Origin of the sequence: Actinoplanes sp. NPDC023801 (assembly GCF_040639655.1) — a bacterium.
Lineage (GTDB): Bacteria > Actinomycetota > Actinomycetes > Mycobacteriales > Micromonosporaceae > Actinoplanes.
The window spans coordinates 304,181-324,465 of record NZ_JBFAAI010000006.1; the positions used below are offsets into that span (position 1 = coordinate 304,181).

The window sequence follows — 20,285 nt, forward strand, 5'->3', positions numbered from 1 at the left end:
TTGCGGATGATCTTGCCAAGTCTTGATGGGCGTGCCGGCTCTTGTGGAGCGACAGCACTACGGTACCCGGTTAAGGGTAGCCTAACCACACCGGCCCAAGCGGATCTTTCGGGCGAATGCCCTAGGTAATGATTACTTTACGTAGCGTGGCCCCGCTGTCGGATTCGTCAAGGCATTTGTCGGCAAAGCGCTAGTAGCTCCTTAGGGACACGGACCCCGGCGACACTGAACATGCCGTCGCGAAGGGGACATCCGTGATGACCACCTCGCCCATTGAGAGGGCCGCAGATCAGTTCGTCACGGCGCTCGCGCAATGGCGGGTCGAGCGCGGGATGACGAAGAAGCAGCTCGCCGCGCGCATGGGCTTCGATCCCTCGTATGTCAGCCACGTCGAGGGCCGGCGGCACAAACCCACCGAGGACTTCGCCCGCCGGGCCGAAGCGGTCCTCGGTGCCGGTGGGGCGATCTGGCAGAGATTCCAGGAGTACGACGAACTCCGGCACGCCCGCACCAACGGCCTGCATCGTGACCCTCCGGTACCGGTCCAGTGGCTCCCGCCCGGGACCGGACTGATCGTCGAACGCGAGGTCGCCGAGCTCGCCTACACCGACGGCGCCTACCGGTGCACCGTCCAGCGATGGCTCTACAACGCCGGTGTGGAACCGGTCACCCGCTACCTCGCCAAGATTTCCGTGGACCGGTACCCGCACGACCCGGCCGGCTCGAACCGGCACCACCGGGAGAACCCGCTCACCTTCGACGAGATGGACGTCCAGGCGTTCGCCGGCGAGGGTGCCGCGGCCGAGCCCATGCAGTGGCGGGTCAAGCTCGACCGGGACGCGTCCAAAGAGGTCTGGCTCATGTTCGCCAACGAGCGCGGACAATTCCCGCTCTATCCCGGCGAACGGACCACCATCGAGTACGCCTACACGGTCGGCGAGGAGAAGTGGGGCCAGTGGTTCCAGCGCGCCGTCCGGCTGCCGACCCGGTCGCTGACCGTGCGACTGAAACTCCCGGAGAGCTTCGAACCCCAGGTCTGGGGTGTGGAGGCGTCCCTCGCCGCCGAGGTGCCCGTCCGCACCCCGTTGGAACGCCGCACCGAGGGAGGTCGTGCCATTTTCGAGTGGTCTACAGACGCGCCCCTGCTCAACGCGCGGTACCGCCTGGAATGGCGGTACCGCGGCGCCGACGCGCCGGTCTACGAGGAGACCGGGCCTCCGGAGCCGGCCCTGCCCAGGGCCTCGCACCGGATGCGCGGCATCGGCATCATCCAGCGCGGATCCGACCTGCTACGGCAGCGGGCCCGGCACTTCCAGCTGCCTCGCGAGGGGGTGGCCGCCCGCAACGCGGTCACCCGGCTCCTGACCTCCCTCGGCCGCCTGGAGGACCTGCACGAGTTCAGCAAGGGGGTGGGCCTGGCCGCGTCCCAGATCGGGGTACCGGTCGCGGCCGCCGTGGTCCGCCCGCCGGAACGTGACACCGAGCCGGTCGTCCTGCTCAACCCACGAGTCGTCGGCGAATCCTCGGAATGCGACGAGCAGTACGAGGGCTGCCTGTCGTTCTTCGACTACCGCGGACTCGTGCCCCGCCCGCTGCGGATCGACGTGGAACATGCCCGGTTCGACGGGACACGGGTGGTCACCACGTTCGAACGGGCACTGGCCCGGTTGATCAGTCACGAGATCGACCACCTGGAGGGACGGCTCTACGTGGACCGGATGGCGGCTGACGCCAAGCTGGTGCCGGTCGCCCAGTACCAGCAGACCGGGCGGCCCTGGGACTACTAGTCGCCGAAGCTGTCGTACTTTATCCGGACGCTCGGGACCTGAAGCTCGGACAGACGTTTGAGGGTGGCCCGCACCATCCGGCCCGATCCGGAGACGAAAAAATCGTGCTCTTTCCACGGGCCGTACTTCGCCACCACGTCCGAGATGTCACCCTGCTCGCCCGGGAAAGTGGGATCGTCGCTGCACGCGGTCACCACCGACAGCCACGGGTAACGGGCCGCCAGCCGATTCAGGTCGGCCAGGTCGTACAGGTCCTCCCGGTTGCGCGCGCCGAAGAAGACGTGCACCCAACGGGTCCGGTTGTACCGGGTCAGCTCCTCGAGCAGCGATTTGATCGGAGCCAGCCCGGTACCTCCGGCCACGAAGACGGCGTCCCGGGTCGATCTTCGATCAAGCGTCATCGAACCCATCGGCGCGGCCAGCTTGATCATGTCGCCCACCTGCAGCCGCCGCACCAGTGCGCTCGACACCCAGCCGGCGCCGACCGCCCGTACATGGAACTCCAGGGTGTTGTCCCGGCGCGGCGCGTTCGCCGGTGAATAGGTCCGCCACAGCCGTGGCTGGTAGCTGGGGGCCTCGATGCTCAGGTACTGCCCGGCCCGGTAGTCCAGCGGCTGCAACGGCAGAACCGTGAACACCGCGATGTCCCTCGACCGGCGCTCGTGCGCCACCACCTCGCCGTACCAGTACGGCGGGTTCGGGTCCTCCTCCGCGCCGGCGAGCATCTTCGAGGCGATCACCGCGTACGCGTCGGCCCACGCCTGGTCGTACTCGACGCCCCACTCCTCGCCCGCGAACGCCCGCATCGACTCGATCAGAGCACCGCCGACCACCTCGTAGTGCTCTGGTTCCACGTGGAACTTGCGGTGATCGCGGCCGAGCGCCCGCAGGTACTCGTCGAACCGCTCCGGGTCCTCCAGCGTCTGCACGGCCTGCACGATCGCCCCCAGCAGACGGGCCCGCTGCACATCCATCTGGACCGGGAACAGATCGCGCAGATCCGGGTACGACAGGAAGATGCGCGCGTAGAAATAGCCGGCAACCTTGTCCTGATGTTCCTCGACGAGGCTCCAGCTCTCCTTGAGCAAGCGTGCGAGGTCTCCCATGCCATTCAGGGTGGTCAGCACAGTCAGGAACACGACGCACCCGAAGTGCGACTCGCCACCCCGCCCGGCGCGTCCCTGGGGTAAAAGGCCGGTTTTGTGCTTTCCGTGCACTCATTCTGAAAAGGCTCTCAACATCAGACCCTAAAGTGGGCCCGTGACTCTCGACGAGCAGCAGCAGACCAGCCGCCGTTCCTACGGTCCCGAGATCGCGATCGTGCTGCTGCTGTCGCTGGGCCAGTCGGCCGTCTACTCCATCGTGTCGCTCACCGCGAAACTCACCGCCGACCGGCCGCTCGCGCAGCAGACCACCACCCTGAACCCGACCATCTCGCCGCGGCCCTACCTCGACCTCACCTACCAGGTGCTCGGCATCTTCTTCGCGCTCATCCCGGTCGCCCTCGCGCTGTACCTGCTCGCCCGCGACCGCATCCGCGCGAGTGACCTCGGCATCGACTACCGGCGGCCCGGCTACGACCTCGGCTGGGGCGCCGGGCTGGCCGCCGGCATCGGACTGCCCGGCCTGCTCCTCGTCTGGGCGGCCCTGCAACTCGGCATCAACGCGCAGATCGCGCCGTCCGGCCTCAACCCGTACTGGTGGACCGTGCCGGTGCTGGTCGTGTCCGCCGTACAGAACGCGGTGCTCGAAGAGGTAATCGTGGTCGGCTACCTCGTCACCCGGCTCCGCAGCACCGCCCTCGCACCGGTCTGGATCATCGCGGCGTCCGCCGTACTCCGCGGCTCGTACCACCTCTACCAGGGCTTCGGCGGCTTCATCGGCAACGCGATCATGGGCGTCGTCTTCGCCCTGTTCTACCTCAAGACCAAGCGCGTGATGCCGCTGATCGTCGCGCACAGCCTCCTCGACATCGTCGCCTTCGTCGGTTATCAGTCGCTGCCCGACGAGTGGCTCACCTGGCTCGAATACTCCGCGTAGAACCGGCTCGCCCGTACCGCCACCGCGTCCGCCGTCGCCCGCGCGCCCAGCACCGCGGTCAGCAGACCCAGGCCCGGCAGACTCCGGCTCACCAGACTCAGCGCCGCCCACGCCACCACCGCGCCCATACCCGGGCTGGCCAGCTTCAACAGGTCGGCGGCACGCTCCGGGTCCGTGGGATCCAGACCGTGCACCGCGGCCAGGTGCAACACCAGCTCGGCGTGCGTGATCACGGTGGCGGTCGCAAGAGCTATCGGGGTGTACGGGCCGGCGAACGCCCCCAACCCGCCACGCAGCCCCGCCGAGCGGACGAACTGCTGAACGGCCAGCCGAGCCAACGCCTCCCGGGTCGCGGCCGGATAGGCCGCGCGGGTCTGGTCGACCCAGTTCCTGGCCTTCGGTCCCAGCGTGCGAACCGCGGCGGCGGCGAGGATCTCGGGGCTGCGCGCCGGTTCGGCGAACAGCTGCTCCACGAGCGTGTCCGAGGTCGGCGCGGTGCGTTCGTCCTTGACCAGCCGCAGCGTCGTCACCGGTGCCGTATCGGCTTCCGGTTCAGGCGTGGCCGCCGGTTCCGCCGTTGTTTCCGGATCCGATGTCGCTTTCGGTTCGGTCGCCGTGGCTGGGTGCGCCGGAGCTTTCGGTTCGGCCGTTGTTTCTGGCTCCGATGTCGCCTCCGGTTCGGTCGCCGTGGCCGGGTGCGCCGGAGCTTTCGGTTCGGCCGTTGTTTCTGGCTCCGATGTCGCTTCCGGTTCAGTCGCCGTGGCTTGCTGCGCTGGAGCTGTCCGTTCCGGTGTCGCGGCCGGGTGCGCCGGCGCCGTGAGTTCGGGTGCCTTGGCCGGTGCTGTCGGGACTGCTGGTTCCGCTGTCATGGCCGGTTGTGCTGGGGCCGTCGGTTCCGCTGTCATGGCCGGCTGTGCTGGGATTGTCGGTTTCGCTGTCGTAACCGGGTCCGCTGCGGTTGCCTGTTGGGCTGTCGGTTGTGGGAGTTCGGCGGCTGCCCTGGGTGCGGGGGCGGCTTTCTTGGCGGGTGTGCGCGTGGGTGGAGTCCTCCTGGCCGGGGCGGTGGCCGCCTCTGATGCCGCCTTCACCGCCGGTGGGGTTGTCGCCGACGGCGCCGCCTTCTTCACCGGTGAAGCCTTCTTGGCCGGGGACGCCTTCTTCGCGGGGGACGCCTTCTTTGCTGGGACGCGCGTCGCCGCGGTTGTCTCCGCCGCCAGTCCCGCCGCAGTTGGCTTCGCCGTCGTCTCTCCCCGGGCTGCCTCCGCCGCCGTTGTCCCTGCTGCGGCTGCCTCCGCGGCGATGGCCTCCGTGGGCGTTGTCTCTGTGGCGGTTGCCGTCGTGGGCGTCGTCTCCGCGGCGATGGTCTCCGCGGGCGTCGTCTCTGCAGCGATGGCCTGCGCGACCGTTGCCTTCGCGGGGATTGCCTCTGCCGCCGGTGCAGTTCGCTCAGCAGTGGGGGCAGGGGCCGGATCGGTTGCTGCCGGCTCGGGGGCCGGCGTCTTCTGAGCCGGCGCTGCGATCGGCTTGCGGGTGGCCGGGGCTCTCTTGGCGGTCTCGGATCTGCCCGGAGCCTCCCCAGCTGCTCGATCAGGGGCCCCCGCCTTCTTGGCAGCCTTCGCCGGCCGGGTGCCGCGCTGATTTGCCGGCTTACCCGACGCGGGCGGCTCGCCAGCGGATCGCCCGGCACCAGGAGCGGGCCGGCGTTCACTTCCAGGGCTTCGCGTCGGCTGGGACGGCACGGTGGCGGCGGGCGGACCTTCGCCCGACTCGACCGGGCGCGCGACCGGCTTTGCCCGGCCGTGGCGGGGGGCGGGCTCACCCGTACCAGAAGAGGGGTTTGAAGTGTGACCTTCGGCACCGGAAGCCGGGGCGGGAGGTTGGAAGGTGACCGCCGGAGGCGAACCGCGCCGAGCCGGCTCGGACGCGGGCTTCTCGGCGGGAGGCGTCTGCTCGGGCGTGCTGAAGGGGCTTCGCGGATCCCGAGCCCGCGGAGCTTCCCGGCGCGTGTTGTCCTCCATCGCTGGAAGCCTAGTCGCAACCGCGACGTTTCGCCTGTTCCCGCCCTCGCGCGAAGATCTTCGGTGTGCCGGATGCCGACCTCTTTGTGCGGCCGTCGGCGGGTCCGGTATTGTCAAGCCTCGGTGGCCCACGGGCCACCGGGGAGACTTCGCCTAGTCTGGTCTATGGCGCCGCACTGCTAATGCGGTTGGGGTTTTAAAGCCCCTCCCGGGTTCGAATCCCGGAGTCTCCGCGCAAAAGTCGGTGTTGTAGGCTGACTGAGCACCAAGGAAGCGCCCGTAGCTCAATGGATAGAGCATCTGACTACGGATCAGAAGGTTAGGGGTTCGAGTCCCTTCGGGCGCACTTCTTGAAATGCCGTGACCTGCGGAAACGCGGTTCACGGCATTTTTGTTTCCCATTCCAGGGCTGCCGAAATCCCGTTATGTGGGATGTGGTGATCCTGTGGTGATCGGTTGTTCTGTGTTGGCTGGTCCGTCCTGGTGCTGACCAGCGCTTTTCTGTCCGTGTGCGTCCAGGGCTGTGCTGGCGGTCTGTCGTAAGGGCTGGTCGCGGCGGTGGTGGTGCCCATCGCCAGCGGGTTGGGGTTGGGTTGGCCAATGGCGCCTGACCTGGGCCGTTGCCTGGAGAGCTGGACCGTCAGGAGGCTGCGGCCGGTTGGCATCGGGAGCGGTCGGAACGCTTCTGATGGTGAGACGCCGGATTGGTCGAGATCTGGCTGGTGAGTACGTCTTTGGTGTTGGGTGATCCGTTGGTGATCCGCTGCTTCGGTCGCCTCATCGCCCCGAATACTGATGCTTTGCGTTATGGCGTCAATAGCACGTGATCTATGCCCAGAGTCACGCGAAGGTTCATACCCCAGCCGGGGATGAGCTGACCGACTGGCACCGTGGCGAAGGGGCCGTATGTCGGCCGTCGCTTGTGGCAGCCCAGCCGCGGGTCTGCCGGCGAGGGAGGCCCGGCACGTGGCGTTCCGCTCCGGCCTTCGGGCGAACGAAGACCGGCCGGGTGCGCCGGTACCGTCACCACTTATGGAGCGGATCGCTGTCATCGGTTGCAGCGGCTCCGGCAAGACGGTCCTTGCCCGCCGGCTCGCCGATCGTCTCGGGCTGCCCGTCGTGCACCTGGACGCGTTGTATTACGACGGCGACTGGAACCCCACGGCGATGGACATGTTCGCCGAGCTGCAACGCGGGCTCGTCGCCGCGGATCGGTGGATCATCGAGGGAAACTACGCCTCCACTCTGTCGATCCGGCTGGAGCGCGCTGACACCGTCGTCTTCCTCGATCTGCCGGCCCGAACGTGTCTGTGGGGCATTGTCCGGCGCCGCTGGAAGTACCGCGGAGGGCAGCATGCCGATGGGGTCTACGACCGGATCAACGGAGCTGTCGTCAGGTACGTGCTCGGCTATCGCCGAGCGATGCGCCCCCGGATCGAGACCCTCATCGCCGGGCATGGAAGTCATCTGCAAGCGGTGAGGCTGACCGGCCGTCGACAGGTACAGCGGTTCCTCGAAGAACTCCGCCCGCGGATGTAGGCGGATGCTGCTCATCGTGCGATCAGCCGTGGCGAGCAGCCCGGACGGATCGACGGCGTGACGTTGTGGCCAGGGTGGCATCGGTGATGACGAGAGCCTGACGGTGATCCCTATTCTCGCGAGGCGAGTTTCATATAGGGGGCGCAGCCGCATGGCAGACGAGATCAGATACGAGTACACGACCGTACGGGCAGTTCGCGGCACCGACAGCCTGGTCATCTCGAGGATGCAGAAGGACGGCTGGGAGTTCGTCGACCAGGAGCCGGGCATGCTCCGTCCACTCTCAACTTCCGTCGGCCGAAGAAGCCGGTGCCATGGCGTCTTCTCGGCGTCGGGGCCGCCGTCTTGGCGGTTGTGGCCGTTGCCGGTGGCGTCGCCGCCGCGCTCGGCGACGAAGGCGGTAAGACTGACGGCGAGACGAAGGCCGCGCCGTCCACGACGACGGCCGCCCCGAGCAGGAAGCCCTCCGCAGCCCCGACACCAGCGGCAAGCGAGTCGCCAGCCATCGAGGTGATCACGTCGCGGAACAGCCGGGAGTTCGCGGCACTGCTGAAGGCGGATACGTGCGACCAGGCCAACGTGGACTTCGCAGCTGAGTACACGGGCCGGACCGTCGGGTTCGACGGCTCGATCGTGGACATGGCGCCCCATGGCGACTACGACACTCGATACGACTTCGTCCTGGCACCGGGCAACAAGGGGCCGAAGTCGACGGTCGGGCCGACTTTCAAGTATGAGGACGTCAACGTCTTCGACCTGAACCTGACGGGCGACAAGATTCCCGACACTGTCGGCGAAGGCGACAGGTTCCGCTTCGTCGCCGAGGTGCGTGAGTTCAACACGGTTCAGTGCCTCTTCTACCTCGATCCGGTCTCGACGGAAGTCCGATAGCCGAGCGGCCAGACATCACGCCCGCCGATGTTCCAATTCGGCACCGTGGTTCGCCGCATCACGTAGCTTGTGCTTCTGCCGTCGGTACGTCGACCACTGATGCGTCCACGCCGCGAGGTCATGGATCCAATCCGCGGTTGCTCCGGCTGACTTGGCGGCCCACTTCTCCGCGTTGCTTGTCGCGAAGTAGTCCAGGGCTTCGGGGTCTGTCAGCCGCCATGCGGGAAACCGGGTCAGCCACTGTTCGGCCTGCTGCGCTGTGTGTCCTGCGCTGATCAGCCACTGCATGAGCATGGCCAGCTCTATCCACGGTGCGGCCTTGGTCGCCATCGCCCAGTCGACGATCCGCAGGCCGTGGTGAGTAACGATGAGGTTCGCCGGGCCGAGGTCGGTGTGTACGAGCGTGTCGCCGGCCATCGCGGGATGCGCAAACCCGAGCCGTGCCTGCGGGGCGAACAACGGCACGTCGGGTGCTGACGTCTGGCCGAGCGTCGTCAGGGCTTCGGCGAGAAGATCAAGGTCCGGGCTGCCCGGAGACAGGTCGGCATGCCGGCCGTTGCAGTGCTCGAAGCCGACCACCAGCCAGCCGGCAGCCTCGAAGTACCATTCGACCGCGGGTGAGAGAGACCCGCTGACGGCCTCACTCACCCGCAGCTCGTAGCGCAGGGACCGGACCCCGAAATCGCTGTGGGCCGCCTTGACGAACACCGTCCCCCTCGTCCCGACGACGGTCGCGGCTATCTCCGCATGGTCGCCGGTCGCAGCGGGGATGACGTGAGATTCGCCGACGCGGTCGGTTGTCTCGTCGGTGACGGCTTCGGGTAACGCGGTCCAGTCACTGCGCATCGGTCAGATCGTCCTTCAGATTCCCGGGTTGGGCGGGCAGCAGGAGTTCGCCTCGCCCTCCCAGAACTCGGGGTCGATGTAGTAGCCGGTCGCTTTCAGGGCCTGGCGGGTGTACTCCAGCGAGGAGCCGTCCGCCATGCCTTCGGTCAGGATCGGCACGTGGTGGACGAAGTGTCCCGCGATCTGGTGGCAGGCGGCGGCGTACGGCTCGGTGTGTTGCAGGGATGCGTGCCAGGCCGCGTCGACCGGCTCGGTCGGTACGACCCGGTACGACCGGCCGTCCGGCAGCATCCGGCCGAAGTCGGGGTCGTGCTGCGAGTCGGCGTGGGCCTTGAGCATGAGCAGCATCTGCCCGACGGCGCGGCGGGCGTAGGTCGTGGTGACCTCCTGGCGGGCGGCGAAGAAGTCGGCGAGCTTGTCGAAGGTGTCCGGGTCGACGAGCGCCTGGGGGTCCTTGGCGGCCTTCGGCGGCAGGGCGGGTGCGAGTGTCACGATTCCTCCTGTGCTGTATGGATCACCGGCGCCTGATGCGCCGGCGAAATCCCGTATCTAACGGGCCGACTGGTGATTGCCGATGAGGTTCTGTCCAGGGGCGTGGGAGATGTAGTCGACGTTCGGCTCGGTGCGCGCCGCCTGGAGCAGGTCGGCAGCCAAGGTGTTGACGTCGGCGCCGGCCAGCCACTGCGTCAACAGGTCCCGTGCCTGGGCGACCTGCTGAGCGAACGCGGCCGGATCCACGACGTCGGCGGGTGGGATCACGCGTCGTAGCAAGGTCGAGGTGAGCGCGGCCTGGGCCAGTTTTCCGGCGACCCAGTAGCCGGTGCGCTCGCGGGCCACGAAGGTCACATGGACGCTCTCCTGCGTCTGGCCGCGCGCGTGGGGGTTGTGCATCCAGCCGCGCGGCAGCACGAGGATCTGACCGGGGCCGAGGTCGAACTCGTAGTCCGGGCGCGTGGTCTTCATGCGGTGCAGGACGTCGCTGCCGGGCGGGGTGTTGGACGCGAACTGCTCGCGGTGGGGCTCTTCGACGCCGGGCTCCCAGATCTGCCAGGTCTTGCGGCCGGCGAGCTGGTAGATCAGGCCCATGTTCTGGTCCCAGTGGTGATGCAGCCCTTGCCCGCCGGCCGGTGTGACGAAGCCGGTGGCGTAGGTGCCGTATCCGGTCTCGTCCTGGATCGCCGCGCAGATCGCGTGGACTGCCGGACACCAGCGGTGCAGGTTGCGCAGCTGGATGGTGTAGCCCCGGCCGCGCCATTCGCGACCTTGCCCGGGTCGAGGTAGCCGTCCGTCGTATATGCCCGGGAGTGGAGTGCCGCCCCGTCTTTGATCACGATGAGCTGCTCTTCGGGCGCGGTGCCGGTGTGGAGATAGCCGTTGATGAGTTCCACGTTGACGGCGTGGGGAAGGCGGCTGTCGTCGGGCGGTCGGTGAAGCGCCGGCTTCGTCGGCCAGGCGCTCATCATGTCGTTGACCGTGGTTTTGTCGAACAACATTGATAGCGACATTGCATCCTCCGGGGGTGGGCGTGGTCGAGTCCGAGTTGGTTGCTCTGGATGCGAACAGGCGGCCTTTGCCTTCGCTGCGTTGAGCGGGAGGGGTCGGACGGCCTTCACCGTGTGCTCGGGATGCCAGCGCGAGGTGCGGCACCCGCTATCGGCGGATGTGATCACGGCACCTGCCGGGTTTGACGGCGACGCCACCGAGGATGGCTACCGAGCCGCTGGGCGTGGGGCTGCTGAGCTCGCGGCGCCAGCGGTTGACCGGCGTCAGGCCCGGCCGGATCAGGTTGAGATCAGCGAAGAACTCGCCGATCTGTGATCGGGTACGGCTGGTGAACCCGGTTTTGCCGGGGAAGTTCCTGCTTGTCAACGCGCTTCTCACGCCTGCCGGTAACAGGTCGTAGGTGGCGTGCGACAGGACCAGGAAGCTGCCCGGGGCCAGTACTTCGGTCAAAGCGCGCACGCTGGAGTAGGCGTACTCGTCGGGTAGGAAGTGCAGGACGGCGGCCAACACGAGCCCGACAGGGCGGGACAGGTCAAGGGTGTGAAGAAGTCCGTCGGCGTGCAGAATGCTGCTCGGCTCACGCAGGTCAGCGTCGATGTAAGCGATACGGCCCTCGTTGGTTCCGGTGAGCAGAGCTCGAGCGTGTACGAGAACGTGAGGGTCGTTGTCGGCATAGACGATGCGAGCGGCCGGGCTGATCTGCTGGGCGACATCGTGGGTGTGGTTGAAGGTGGGTAGCCCGGGTCCGACATCGAGGAACTGGTCGATGCCGTGACGTGCGGCGAGGTAGCGGACGGCACGTCCGGCGAATTTGTGGTTCTCGCGTGCGGCAGCGATGACGCCGGGGTAGACAGCGGCGATGGCGTCGCCCGATTCGCGATCGGCGGCGAAGTTGTCCTTGCCGCCCAGCCAGTAGTTGTAGCGGCGGGCCGGTTGTGGAGTGTGGGGGTCCAGCCGGTCGCCACGGTTGTCGGAGACGGTCATGACGTCGGTGGTGTCGTTACCCTGCGACCGGCAGCAACGGGGCGCCGATGCGTACCGCGCCGATCAACTCCGGGCGACTCGCGCCCTGCTGACGCATAGGCAGTCGTAAGCTTCGAGAGAAGATGGCCAGCGCGCCCTCTCGGCGCCAGCAAGGCCCCCATGCCCCGCACGCCCTGCACCGCCCCGTGGCACTTGACGTCGCATGCTCATCGAGCGTCGCTTGGGCTTTGCTCAGTTGAGCTTCGGCCGACGTTGCATAGTAGGTTTCGCCTGTCATCTTTGCCCCTCCTGCAGCGCAGCGGAAGTAATTGACGCGTGTCAAGTTGCATGGTCGACAACCGGCGGTGATGCGAAAGTTATTCTTGCTAAGCAACACTCCAGTTTGTTGATATACCGACGGTACGATGAAACGGCGATGCGCAGAATTGACAGCCAGTACGAGTAGAGGGCGCTCAATCAGGAATTCTGGGGAGGTTTCCATGGTGCGTGGACTGACAACTCTGACTGGCGGTCAGGGTTGCCGCACGATTGGCACCGTCTCGGGTTTTGTGTTGAAACTTGCCCGCCAGTCCGCTGCCCTGACACAGGAGAAGCTTGCTGCGGCGGTGGGTGTCGACGTCACCACGATCCAAGGATGGGAGTCCGGTCGACGGCCACTCTCCGCTGTGAGCGCGGGTGACTTCCTGCGCCTGTGTGGTCGGCTGTCGCGGCTCGGTGCGCCGGCGGCGACTGGTCGTCATCTTCGTGAGGCGATTGAAGCGGACCAAGTGCTCTCGACTGGAATCATCGCAGGTCATGCCTGGGTGGACCCCGATAATCATCCCTTGGCTGCGAGCGTCCACCGTTGGACGCTCACTAACCTGATCCTGTGGCCGATCCTCGGTCGTACTCCCAGCCACCTGCACGAGTTCGTAGTCCAGATACCTCGGCGGGGACCGGCTCCGCTCCGCCCCGTCCTGACCGCCGAGGAACGCACTCGCTTCCTTGATCACCTGCTTACCGTCGCGGAGCAGGCAACGCGTACCGATGAAGTGCTTCTACGTCGCCAAGCCGTCTATCTGCTCGGATTCGACGGACGATCGGAAGTGGTCGACTGGCTCCGCGCCGAGTGGCACCGTGCCGGGCGAACCCGCCCCCTCGAACGCGACATCGCCGGGCTGTTGGAAGTCAGGTCCGCATCGGTCGCGCTCGCCGTCGCCGGCGACAGCACTCATCTCTACGACTTCGTCGAAAAAATGACCGACCAGTTCCAGCAAGCCGCGAACCTCAACTACTGGGCGTATTGGATCGGCGAATTGAGTGACGAGCAAACCGATGACGCCTTTATGGCCGACGCTGACACGCGTTCATGGACAGGCGCTCGACTTTTCCAGCACCTGATGGGGCGCCTTGATCCGGAGTCGCCCCACCGGCCACTTAATATCTGCACGCTTCATGCCCTGATCGCCTCACGGCCCTCACTACTCAATGGGCGACCCGACGTCCGCGCGTCACTTGCCGTGGCACTCGATAGGCTCGCGTCGACTGACGCACTGAGCCGTACCGAGCGCAACCAGGTAGCCGGACTTCAATACGCTGCGCGCATCACCGACCGGTAGAGAGGACCACCGTGTCAGAGGAAGCCGAGGCAATCGCCACATTCGGGTACGAACTCGGGCTACTGAAACGCGTGCGCCGTACTGGCTGGTGGCATGCGGGCGTCCGTGATCCTGAGTCCGTCGCCGAGCACACGACGCGGACCGCTCAACTCGCCGCCCTCATCGCCGCGGAGGAAGGTGCTGACCCTGCCCGTGCAGCGTTCCTCGCCCTATGGCACGACACCCAGGAAACCCGCACGGGGGATCTGCCCCACACGGCCACCGCCTATCTGACGAAGCCGGACCCACGCCAGATCACCGCCGACCAGACAGCGCAACTCCCGGATCCTGCCCGCGAAGCCGTCCGGTCTGCTGTCGATGAGTACGAGGCCCGCCAAACCCTCGATGCAATATGCGCCCGGGATGCCGACAAACTGGAGATGCTGCTTCAGGCCGTGGAGTATCGGGAAATCGGTGTCCAGAGAGTCGAGGGTTGGATTGAGTCCGCCCAGAAGGAGTTGAAGACCGAGACCGGCCGGCGAATTGCAGAGGCGGCAACTGCGCTATCGCCGCTGTCCTGGCGCCATCGTTGATCATGTCCATGTCGAGAGCATCGTCACTCTTCCACCATGGAGGTGAGGGCGTCCGACGGTGAGCGAGCCACCCACCCCGCCAATGCTCACCTTGGGAAATCGCCGCCGTGAGCCGGGCTGATGCTCACCGTGGTCTGCCTTGTGCCGGCCAGGTGGTGAGGATCGTGGTGTGCCGGCGGGTGACGGTGAGGCGGAGCTGGTCGGGTTCCGCCGGAGGTGGGTCGACAGGGTGCACGGTGATCTCCGGGCCTGAGCCGTGCCGGTAGTCGCAGTCCCACGTCACGATGAGGTCCTGCAGGTCCGTGGCGAGGGTATCCGCGTGTGGTCCGAAGCCGTGGGCGCCAAGCTGCCATGTGGTGTCGTCGTTTTTGCGCATGGCGAGGTAGGCGAGGCTGTCATCGGTGAGCAGAGTCGGGCAGGTGAATCGATCTTGCGGGTCGAGTAGGCCGGCGGTGGCCTCGCGGTCGACGGCGAGCGCGCCGAACGGTCGCGGCTGGCTGGACAGCCATAGATGTAGGGACTCGAACGCATCGGATTCCTGCCCGCTGATGGTGACCGGTGCCCATCGCTCTACCCGCGGCTGTGTCAGGGCTGCCGCGAGGTCGTCGGCGTGCACCTCGCCGGGATCGTCGAGCAGTAGAACGATGTCGTTGCCGCGCAGCGGTACCCGGCGGGCGCGCTGGCTGCGGTCACCCTGCATGGCTACGAATCCGCATTGCAGGGCGGCGGTGGCAGCGAGGTGGTCACCCTGGTGCTGCAGGGTGAGGTAGCGGGTCAGGGTCCGCATCCGCAGGGGCACGACGATCCGCCCGCCTGGTGCGAGTTGCTCGATCCAGGCGGCCGGGATGTCGCCGGCTTCGACGGTAACGATGATCGCGTCGTACGGCGCGCCGGGCTGGTGTCCGCGCTCGCCGTCACCGTGCACGACCTCGACGTGGGGATAGCCGGCTGAGTCGAGGTATGAGCGGGCGGCGGTGGTGATGTCGGCGTCGATGTCGACGGTGACGACGTGGCCGTGCGGGCCGGTGAGTTCGGCGAGCAGCGCCGCGTTGTAGCCGCCGGAGCCGACCTCCAGCACCCGGTCACCGGACCGGATTCCCGATTCTTCCAACGCGTACGCCTGTACCCAGGGCGCCGAAACCGAACTTAACGTCGTGCCGTCCTGGCCGTGTTTCGTCGCGACGACGGTGTCCTCGTACGCCTCGACCGCAGTGACGGTGTCCGGTACGAACAGATGCCGAGGCACTGCCCGGAACGCCGCTTCCACCGGTGTGGTCCGGATCCAGTTCCTGCCCGTCAACTGAGTTGCCAGCCGGTCACGTAGCTGTCCGGGCGACATGTCCTCGACAACGGAATCCACTGGTGCTCCTTTCGGTCGGGGCGTCCCTGGCCTTCCGGGCGCATGAGCTGAGGGCGAACGGTGATGACGGAACGGCTGGCAGCGTCTGTGCCTGCTGATTCAACGAGGCTAAGGCGTCTTTCAGAGGTGGTGGTCGCCGGTGAAGGTCACGCCGTGGCGTTGATCGATAACTTGAGAGGTCTCCGGTAGAGGTTCAGCGACCAAACCAAACTTCATACCGGAGACCTCGTGGCCACCTCAGCGGTGACGAGGCGGCATGACCTCACCGACGCTCAGTGGCAGCGCCTCGCCGTGTTGCTGCCGGTCTCGGTGAAGGGTCGTCCGCCGAAGTGGGAGAAACGGGTGTCGCCAGCCGAATCAGCTGACTTGTCGCCACAGGGAGCGGACCGCCGATCTGGTACGCCACCCGGGAAGAGATGCCCTATGCGGCTTCGCGGGGGATGAGGTTGGCGGCGGCGTCGGCGTTGGGGCGGCGGAGGTCGAGGATGACGGAGGTGTAGGTGTCGGAGGTGAGGCCGATGGTGGAGTGGCCGAGGACTTCTTGGATCTCTTTCATGTCGGCGCCGCCGTGGCGTAGGTAGGTGGCGGCGCAGTGGCGCAGGTCGTGCAGGCGTACCGGTGGTAGGCCGCTGGCTTTGACGAGGTAGTCGAAGCGGCCGCTGATGGCTTGGGGGTGCCAGGGCTGGCCGTTGGGGCGTACGAAGAACAGCCCGGTGTTCGGCCAGGTGTCGCCGCTGACCTGTTGCCAGCGGTTACGCATGTCGAGGTAGGCGGTGAGACCGGCGACGGTGGTCGGGCCGAGGGGGATGATCCGGTCTCCGGCGTCGCTCTTCACTTCGCGGGTGACAGGGGTGTAGCCGACGGAGGTGATCTGCTGGACGACGCTGAGGTACGCCTCGTCCAGGTCGACGTCGAAGTCGCGGAGGCCGATGGCCTCGCCGCGGCGTAGGCCGCGGTGCAGGATCAGCTCGAAAAGTGGGTAGAGCACGGCGTCGTGTTTCTGGGCGTAGTCGAGGAACTGTCCGGCCTGTTCGGGTCGCCACACCATCACCGGGCTGGGCCGCTGTCCGGTGACCTTCCACTGCTCGACCGCCTTGGGCGTCCAGACGCGTGCCTTCGGGCGTGCAACGGGTTCGAGTTCGATACCCAGGGCAGGGTTGTGGGGGATGAGCCGGGAGCGGCGGACGGCGTCGTTGAGGGCCGCCCGCAGCGTGGCGTACAGCCGAACCATGCTGGTGGGGCCCAACGGCCGGACCCCGCGAACCGAGGCGCGTATAACGGGGTCGTCGCTGGCCCGCGCGGTGCGGATCTGGGCGTTGCGCTGGTCGAGGGCGGTGAACATGGCCTGGATGTGGCTGGTCCGCAAGCTCTGCAGCGGGATGTCGCCGAGGTGCGGGATGAGCCGGCGGCGGATGTGGTCGCCGTACGACAGGAGGGTGTTCGGTGACAGGCCGCGTCGTCCGGCGAGCCATTCGGTGAGGTACTGGCCGGTGGTGGTCGGCACGTTGGCGGGGACTCCGGCGCGCACGCGGGCGGCGACGGTGTCGAGGCTGGGTAGCGGGATGCCGTTCTTGCATGCCTGGAGCATGTCGCCGATCTGGACGGCGAGGCCGGTGTCATCGCCGGCGAGGGCGAGCAGCGAGCGGGCGTGGTCGAGCTCGGTACGGGTGGTGTCGCGGTCGTCGAAGCCGCTGCGGCGTAGCACCCGGCGGGTCTGCCGTGGTGCGGTCGGGAGTTCGAGTTGGTAGCCCCAGGTGCCGTGGGTGGTGCTCCACGAGCCGCCGGGGCGACGGAGTTTCGGGCAGCCGCTGTTGAGTCGTTTCCCGGTGACGGCATTTTTGCAGCCGCATCGTTTGGTGATGGATCCTTCGCTGATCACGGTTCTCCCTGTGTCGCGTGGTCGTGGACGGCGGTCGTTCTGATTGCGCCGTGGTGATCCACGCTCGACTGCGCCGAGAAGGTCAAGTCGCCGCGGGCGGGGAGGCCGAGAGCGGCGAGGATGCCGGCGATCGAGACGCGGTAGCGGGTGCCGACGCGTATGACCGGTGCCGGGAATTGGCCGGTGCGGGCGAGGTCGTAGGCCAGGGACCGGCCGAGCCCGAAGATCCGGGCGGCGGTGGGTAGGTCGGTGACGGCGCCCAGGGCGCGGATGCGGTCCTCGGTCCACACACCGTCGCGGTGGCCGGTGCCGGTGTTCGGGGTGGCGTTCATGGTGAGAGTGCTCCTGTCGCAAGAGACGGGCCGACGCCGGGCGCGATCTCGCCGCCCGCTGGCCCGGGCGGGATGCGCTGGCACTCTCAAACCGGCTTTTGTCAGCTCCGGCGAACACTCTTCGGTCTAACAGGTTCCTGACAGCGCCTGACGAAAGTCTGACAGTGCAGCTCAGCGCCTTGATCGGCTGCGGACGCCGAGACGGACAGCGCAGATGAACATCGACTTGCGGAATGCGCTGTCAGTCGGTTGTGTACAACCGACTGACAGCTCGGCCGGTCCTGCAGAGGCGTCATGGTGAATCCCGTCGGAATACCTGCTGACCTGCACCGTCAGAGATTCTTGGCGGCCTGTCAGAAACCTGTTAGATCGCAGAGTGTTCGTCTGAGCTGACAAACCCCGTTTTGAGGATGACGTCGCTGGAACGCGTGGCGCAGAAGCGGCCAGCCGACCGCTGCTTGCTCCGGTATACCGAAGGCCGCACTCTCCGCCCCGCAGCGCACCCCGGGCCGCAAGGGCCGACGCCGCCCTTACCCGCGGCCACCGAAGACGGTGGCGCCCACGGCTCTAACGCCATCCATGCCGTGCCCGCCGGTTTTCGCCAGCACCAGGCCCGCCCGCGCAGAGGTTCCGGCCGGCCGCCAGCACCTCTCGAAGATTGAGGAGATTTCTGTTGCAGTCCTTTTACTCGCCACCGACGACGGTTCGGCCGTCCGTGTGGACGTCAGCTCTGCCGTCAGTGTTGACGTCAGTCTTCAACCGGACCCCCGGACCGACCCCCACACCCGCCTCACAGCGCAGGTCAGGGCGGCTGTCGACGCCAGGGACATGTGCTCCGACAGACCCTGCAATCGTTCGGGTCTCCCCGGGGGTACGGCATGGATGATCCCGTCCTGCGGGTGCAGTCCCAGCTCACCGCCCGCGACCGGATCCTGCTGGGCTGGCTCTACGACCACGGCGTGCTAACCACACCCCAGCTGGCCGGGGCCCTGTTCCCGTCGCTGGACTTCTGCCAGCGACGGTTGCGCACCCTCTACCAACTGCGTCTGATCGCCCGCTTCCGCCCGCAGCGCGCCGACGGCGGCTCGTACCCGTACCACTGGCTCATCGACCAGCTCGGCGCCGAAGTCGTCGCCGCGGCCCGCGATGAACGGCCGCCCCGCCGCGACCACGCCCGCCTCGAACGCCGCCGCTGGACCTCCACCCGCACTCTCGCCCACCGGCTCGGCGTCAACCAATTCTTCACCGACCTCGCCGGCCACGCCCGTACTCACCCCGGCGCCGAACTCCAGCAGTGGCTGCCCGAAGCCGTCTGTCAACGCGCCGGCACCTTCGTCACCGGTAACGACCCGGCGCTGCTTCGCGCGTACGAGCCATCGGTACGCCCGGACGGGTACGGGCTCTGGGCCGAGGACGGCCGCGACGTTCCGTTCTTCCTCGAGTACGACACCGGCACCGAACCACTGGGCGTTCTGACGGCCAAGGTCGTCGGCTACGCGAGGCTCTTCGCCACTCTCGGCCGGTCCTGGCCGGTCCTGTTCTGGCTGCACTCCGCCGCCAGGGAACGCAACCTCCGGCAGCGCTTCACTGACCTACCCGACCTGTTGCGCGTCGCCACTGGTACTCGCGAAGGCTCGGCCTGTCCAGCCTGCCAGATCTGGACCACCGTTGGATCGAGCGAGCGCTGCCGACTGTCAGGTCTCTGATCAGGAACGCTCGCCGGGTCAGAACTCTGGTGCGTTGGATCGCAGCAGCCGACTCCATATGCGAGTACGTGCATATACGCGAGGGCAACGCGGCGTCAGGTCGTGCACCCCCGTCGGACAAATCGTCAAGGTCTCAGTCAGAGGAGGATGCGCGCCGGCCGCGTGCCTGCAACTGGGTCAGCCAGTGAGCAGCGGGCTGCGGTCGGGTGCCGTAATCATCTGAACGTAACGCCTGAGCCCGCGCAGCGTCGGATAGCTCGGGACGGGGAAGCCGACAACTTTTGTGCAGCACGGCTGTCATGGTCGGGGTCGGTTTAATGTCGAAATGGTTGAGCGAGACGGGCCAGCCTTCGTCGGTCACCTGAGGATTCCAGGTTCGGCACACCACTTGGCCGAAGGCGTGGAACTCGAACCATCCGATCAGCGTTGCCGGCTTGTTGCATTCGCCGTCCAGCCAGAGGAGGCGTTGTCCAGGGCTCAGCCGTTCTTTACCGATGAGCCACCCATTGACCGCGTCCTCCTCACGGTTCAGATAGGGCACTGGGTCTTCGTCGCCGTAGGGGTCCGTGACAGAGAAGCCTGATACCGAGCGTGGATCGTCCTCAGCCATCAACTCCAGTACATCCCCGTCATGGTGCGCTTGCCACAGGTCCAGCGGTGGTTGTATCTCGCCGGTTGCGCGGTAGGGCAACACAGCGAACATCTGACCTTTGCGCAGGCTGAGTGCGATCCGATCGCCGTGGCTGAGTCGTACCGGTTCGCTAGTCTGCCAACTTTCAATGCCATCCTGCTCGGCGGCAGCCTGCCGAACGGCATCCACCGCAACCGACACCTCGGTGGCGAAAAATTCTCGTTGTTCGCTGACCCGGACGCCCTTCAAGATCCGGTGAGCAGCGCGCTCCACCGCTTGGGAATGCGATGTCAGCATCCGATGTTCAACGACGAAGTGCACAGGTACACCGGTGGAGCGCAGCTTGCGGGCGCGATCCTCGGGCAACAGATCGGTGTAACCCACCTTCACCAACCCGGGCATTGTCGGGTTCGACAGGATGTAGACGAATCCCACGCGATAGGCCACGAGTCCAACTTAGTTCGCCGGTCAAAACGTGGCATTCGAGGGGATGGATCAGCTACTTAGTAGGACTTTGTTAGGTCGGTACGGTGTGTCGCTTGTAGCTGTTGGGTGAAGGTGTTTGGCTGCGCGGCGTGGATGAGGGTGCGCTGGCTCGG

At 66.8% G+C, this 20,285-nt stretch carries 18 protein-coding genes, 2 tRNA genes and 1 pseudogene; 11 read left to right on the forward strand and 10 right to left on the reverse strand.

Going from position 1 to position 20,285, the window contains the following annotated elements; all coding sequences use genetic code 11:
• The first annotated feature begins 257 nt into the window (after window positions 1-257).
• Window positions 258-1,787 (forward strand): peptide deformylase, encoded by a 1,530-nt coding sequence (locus AB0G04_RS15120; RefSeq protein ID WP_360982240.1) that lies wholly within the window; start codon window positions 258-260, stop codon window positions 1,785-1,787.
• Here AB0G04_RS15120 and AB0G04_RS15125 read toward each other — a convergent pair.
• Complete coding sequence (locus tag AB0G04_RS15125) at window positions 1,784-2,893, reverse strand: globin domain-containing protein (protein ID WP_360982242.1); 1,110 nt, start codon at window positions 2,891-2,893, stop codon at window positions 1,784-1,786. The genes AB0G04_RS15120 and AB0G04_RS15125 overlap by 4 nt on opposite strands.
• A 154-nt stretch (window positions 2,894-3,047) precedes the next feature.
• Between AB0G04_RS15125 and AB0G04_RS15130 the strand changes: the two genes are divergently transcribed.
• Complete coding sequence (locus AB0G04_RS15130) at window positions 3,048-3,827, forward strand: CPBP family intramembrane glutamic endopeptidase (RefSeq protein WP_360982244.1); 780 nt, start codon at window positions 3,048-3,050, stop codon at window positions 3,825-3,827.
• Here AB0G04_RS15130 and AB0G04_RS15135 read toward each other — a convergent pair.
• Window positions 3,779-4,357 (reverse strand): hypothetical protein, encoded by a 579-nt coding sequence (locus AB0G04_RS15135; protein WP_360982246.1) that lies wholly within the window; start codon window positions 4,355-4,357, stop codon window positions 3,779-3,781. The genes AB0G04_RS15130 and AB0G04_RS15135 overlap by 49 nt on opposite strands.
• 505 nt (window positions 4,358-4,862) lie before the next feature.
• On the opposite strand from AB0G04_RS15135, the gene AB0G04_RS15140 reads away from it, so the two are divergent.
• From AB0G04_RS15140 to AB0G04_RS15160, 5 genes are all read left to right on the forward strand, one after another.
• The gene (locus AB0G04_RS15140) at window positions 4,863-5,333 is read left to right on the forward strand and encodes a hypothetical protein (RefSeq protein ID WP_360982248.1); all 471 of its coding nucleotides are present in this window, start codon (window positions 4,863-4,865) and stop codon (window positions 5,331-5,333) included.
• Window positions 5,334-5,987: 654 nt separating this feature from the next.
• Window positions 5,988-6,078 (forward strand) — tRNA-Ser (locus tag AB0G04_RS15145).
• A gap of 40 nt (window positions 6,079-6,118) precedes the next feature.
• Window positions 6,119-6,191, forward strand: a tRNA-Arg gene (locus AB0G04_RS15150).
• A gap of 686 nt (window positions 6,192-6,877) precedes the next feature.
• Complete coding sequence (locus tag AB0G04_RS15155) at window positions 6,878-7,384, forward strand: topology modulation protein (protein WP_360982249.1); 507 nt, start codon at window positions 6,878-6,880, stop codon at window positions 7,382-7,384.
• A 309-nt stretch (window positions 7,385-7,693) separates the two neighbouring features.
• Window positions 7,694-8,275, forward strand: coding sequence for a DUF4839 domain-containing protein (locus tag AB0G04_RS15160; protein WP_360982251.1), 582 nt, complete (start codon window positions 7,694-7,696; stop codon window positions 8,273-8,275).
• 15 nt (window positions 8,276-8,290) lie between these two features.
• Here the strand turns inward: AB0G04_RS15160 and AB0G04_RS15165 are convergent, their stop codons facing one another.
• The 4 genes from AB0G04_RS15165 to AB0G04_RS15180 are packed head-to-tail and all read right to left on the reverse strand — an operon-like array spanning window position 8,291 to window position 11,608.
• Entirely contained in the window at window positions 8,291-9,121 is an 831-nt protein-coding gene (locus tag AB0G04_RS15165; RefSeq protein ID WP_360982253.1) for a phosphotransferase, read from the reverse strand.
• A gap of 15 nt (window positions 9,122-9,136) precedes the next feature.
• Complete coding sequence (locus AB0G04_RS15170; protein ID WP_360982255.1) at window positions 9,137-9,613, reverse strand: hypothetical protein; 477 nt, start codon at window positions 9,611-9,613, stop codon at window positions 9,137-9,139.
• A 57-nt stretch (window positions 9,614-9,670) separates the two neighbouring features.
• Complete coding sequence (locus tag AB0G04_RS15175; protein WP_360982257.1) at window positions 9,671-10,768, reverse strand: cupin domain-containing protein; 1,098 nt, start codon at window positions 10,766-10,768, stop codon at window positions 9,671-9,673.
• 3 nt (window positions 10,769-10,771) lie between these two features.
• Window positions 10,772-11,608 (reverse strand): SAM-dependent methyltransferase, encoded by an 837-nt coding sequence (locus tag AB0G04_RS15180; RefSeq protein ID WP_360982259.1) that lies wholly within the window; start codon window positions 11,606-11,608, stop codon window positions 10,772-10,774.
• 479 nt (window positions 11,609-12,087) lie between these two features.
• Here AB0G04_RS15180 and AB0G04_RS15185 point away from each other — a divergent pair, with 479 nt between their 5' ends.
• Both AB0G04_RS15185 and AB0G04_RS15190 read left to right on the forward strand, forming a co-directional pair.
• On the forward strand, window positions 12,088-13,206 hold the full coding sequence (locus AB0G04_RS15185) for a helix-turn-helix transcriptional regulator (RefSeq protein WP_360982261.1): 1,119 nt from the start codon (window positions 12,088-12,090) through the stop codon (window positions 13,204-13,206).
• Between the two features lie 11 nt (window positions 13,207-13,217).
• Entirely contained in the window at window positions 13,218-13,778 is a 561-nt protein-coding gene (locus tag AB0G04_RS15190) for an HD domain-containing protein (protein ID WP_360982263.1), read from the forward strand.
• Between the two features lie 124 nt (window positions 13,779-13,902).
• On the opposite strand, the gene fxlM is transcribed toward AB0G04_RS15190, so the two are convergent.
• Window positions 13,903-15,138, reverse strand: a complete 1,236-nt coding sequence (gene fxlM, locus AB0G04_RS15195) for a methyltransferase, FxLD system (RefSeq protein WP_360982265.1) — start codon at window positions 15,136-15,138, stop codon at window positions 13,903-13,905.
• Between the two features lie 228 nt (window positions 15,139-15,366).
• Here fxlM and AB0G04_RS15200 point away from each other — a divergent pair.
• Window positions 15,367-15,480 (forward strand): annotated as a pseudogene (locus tag AB0G04_RS15200) (IS5/IS1182 family transposase); the annotation flags it as partial.
• 79 nt (window positions 15,481-15,559) lie between these two features.
• Here the strand turns inward: AB0G04_RS15200 and AB0G04_RS15205 are convergent.
• Entirely contained in the window at window positions 15,560-17,017 is a 1,458-nt protein-coding gene (locus tag AB0G04_RS15205) for a tyrosine-type recombinase/integrase (RefSeq protein ID WP_360982267.1), read from the reverse strand.
• Window positions 17,014-17,349: a DNA-binding protein gene (locus AB0G04_RS15210; RefSeq protein WP_360982269.1), complete on the reverse strand. Its 336-nt coding sequence runs from the start codon at window positions 17,347-17,349 to the stop codon at window positions 17,014-17,016. Before AB0G04_RS15210 ends, AB0G04_RS15205 begins: the two co-directional genes overlap by 4 nt.
• Window positions 17,350-18,227: 878 nt before the next feature.
• Here AB0G04_RS15210 and AB0G04_RS15215 point away from each other — a divergent pair.
• Window positions 18,228-19,055 (forward strand): replication-relaxation family protein, encoded by an 828-nt coding sequence (locus AB0G04_RS15215; protein WP_360982271.1) that lies wholly within the window; start codon window positions 18,228-18,230, stop codon window positions 19,053-19,055.
• 133 nt (window positions 19,056-19,188) lie between these two features.
• Here the strand turns inward: AB0G04_RS15215 and AB0G04_RS15220 are convergent, their stop codons facing one another.
• On the reverse strand, window positions 19,189-20,133 hold the full coding sequence (locus AB0G04_RS15220; RefSeq protein WP_360982273.1) for a GIY-YIG nuclease family protein: 945 nt from the start codon (window positions 20,131-20,133) through the stop codon (window positions 19,189-19,191).
• Window positions 20,134-20,285: the final 152 nt, after the last annotated feature.

Bases quoted from the DNA above. Each gene is read 5' to 3' on its own strand.
- AB0G04_RS15185 (WP_360982261.1), top strand. From the start codon at position 12,088: ATGGTGCGTGGACTGACAACTCTGACTGGCGGTCAGGGTTGCCGCACG.
- AB0G04_RS15120 (WP_360982240.1), top strand. From the start codon at position 258: ATGACCACCTCGCCCATTGAGAGGGCCGCAGATCAGTTCGTCACGGCG.
- AB0G04_RS15180 (WP_360982259.1), bottom strand. From the start codon at position 11,608: ATGACCGTCTCCGACAACCGTGGCGACCGGCTGGACCCCCACACTCCA.
- AB0G04_RS15155 (WP_360982249.1), top strand. From the start codon at position 6,878: ATGGAGCGGATCGCTGTCATCGGTTGCAGCGGCTCCGGCAAGACGGTC.
- AB0G04_RS15210 (WP_360982269.1), bottom strand. From the start codon at position 17,349: ATGAACGCCACCCCGAACACCGGCACCGGCCACCGCGACGGTGTGTGG.
- AB0G04_RS15215 (WP_360982271.1), top strand. From the start codon at position 18,228: ATGGATGATCCCGTCCTGCGGGTGCAGTCCCAGCTCACCGCCCGCGAC.
- AB0G04_RS15125 (WP_360982242.1), bottom strand. From the start codon at position 2,893: ATGGGAGACCTCGCACGCTTGCTCAAGGAGAGCTGGAGCCTCGTCGAG.
- AB0G04_RS15165 (WP_360982253.1), bottom strand. From the start codon at position 9,121: ATGCGCAGTGACTGGACCGCGTTACCCGAAGCCGTCACCGACGAGACA.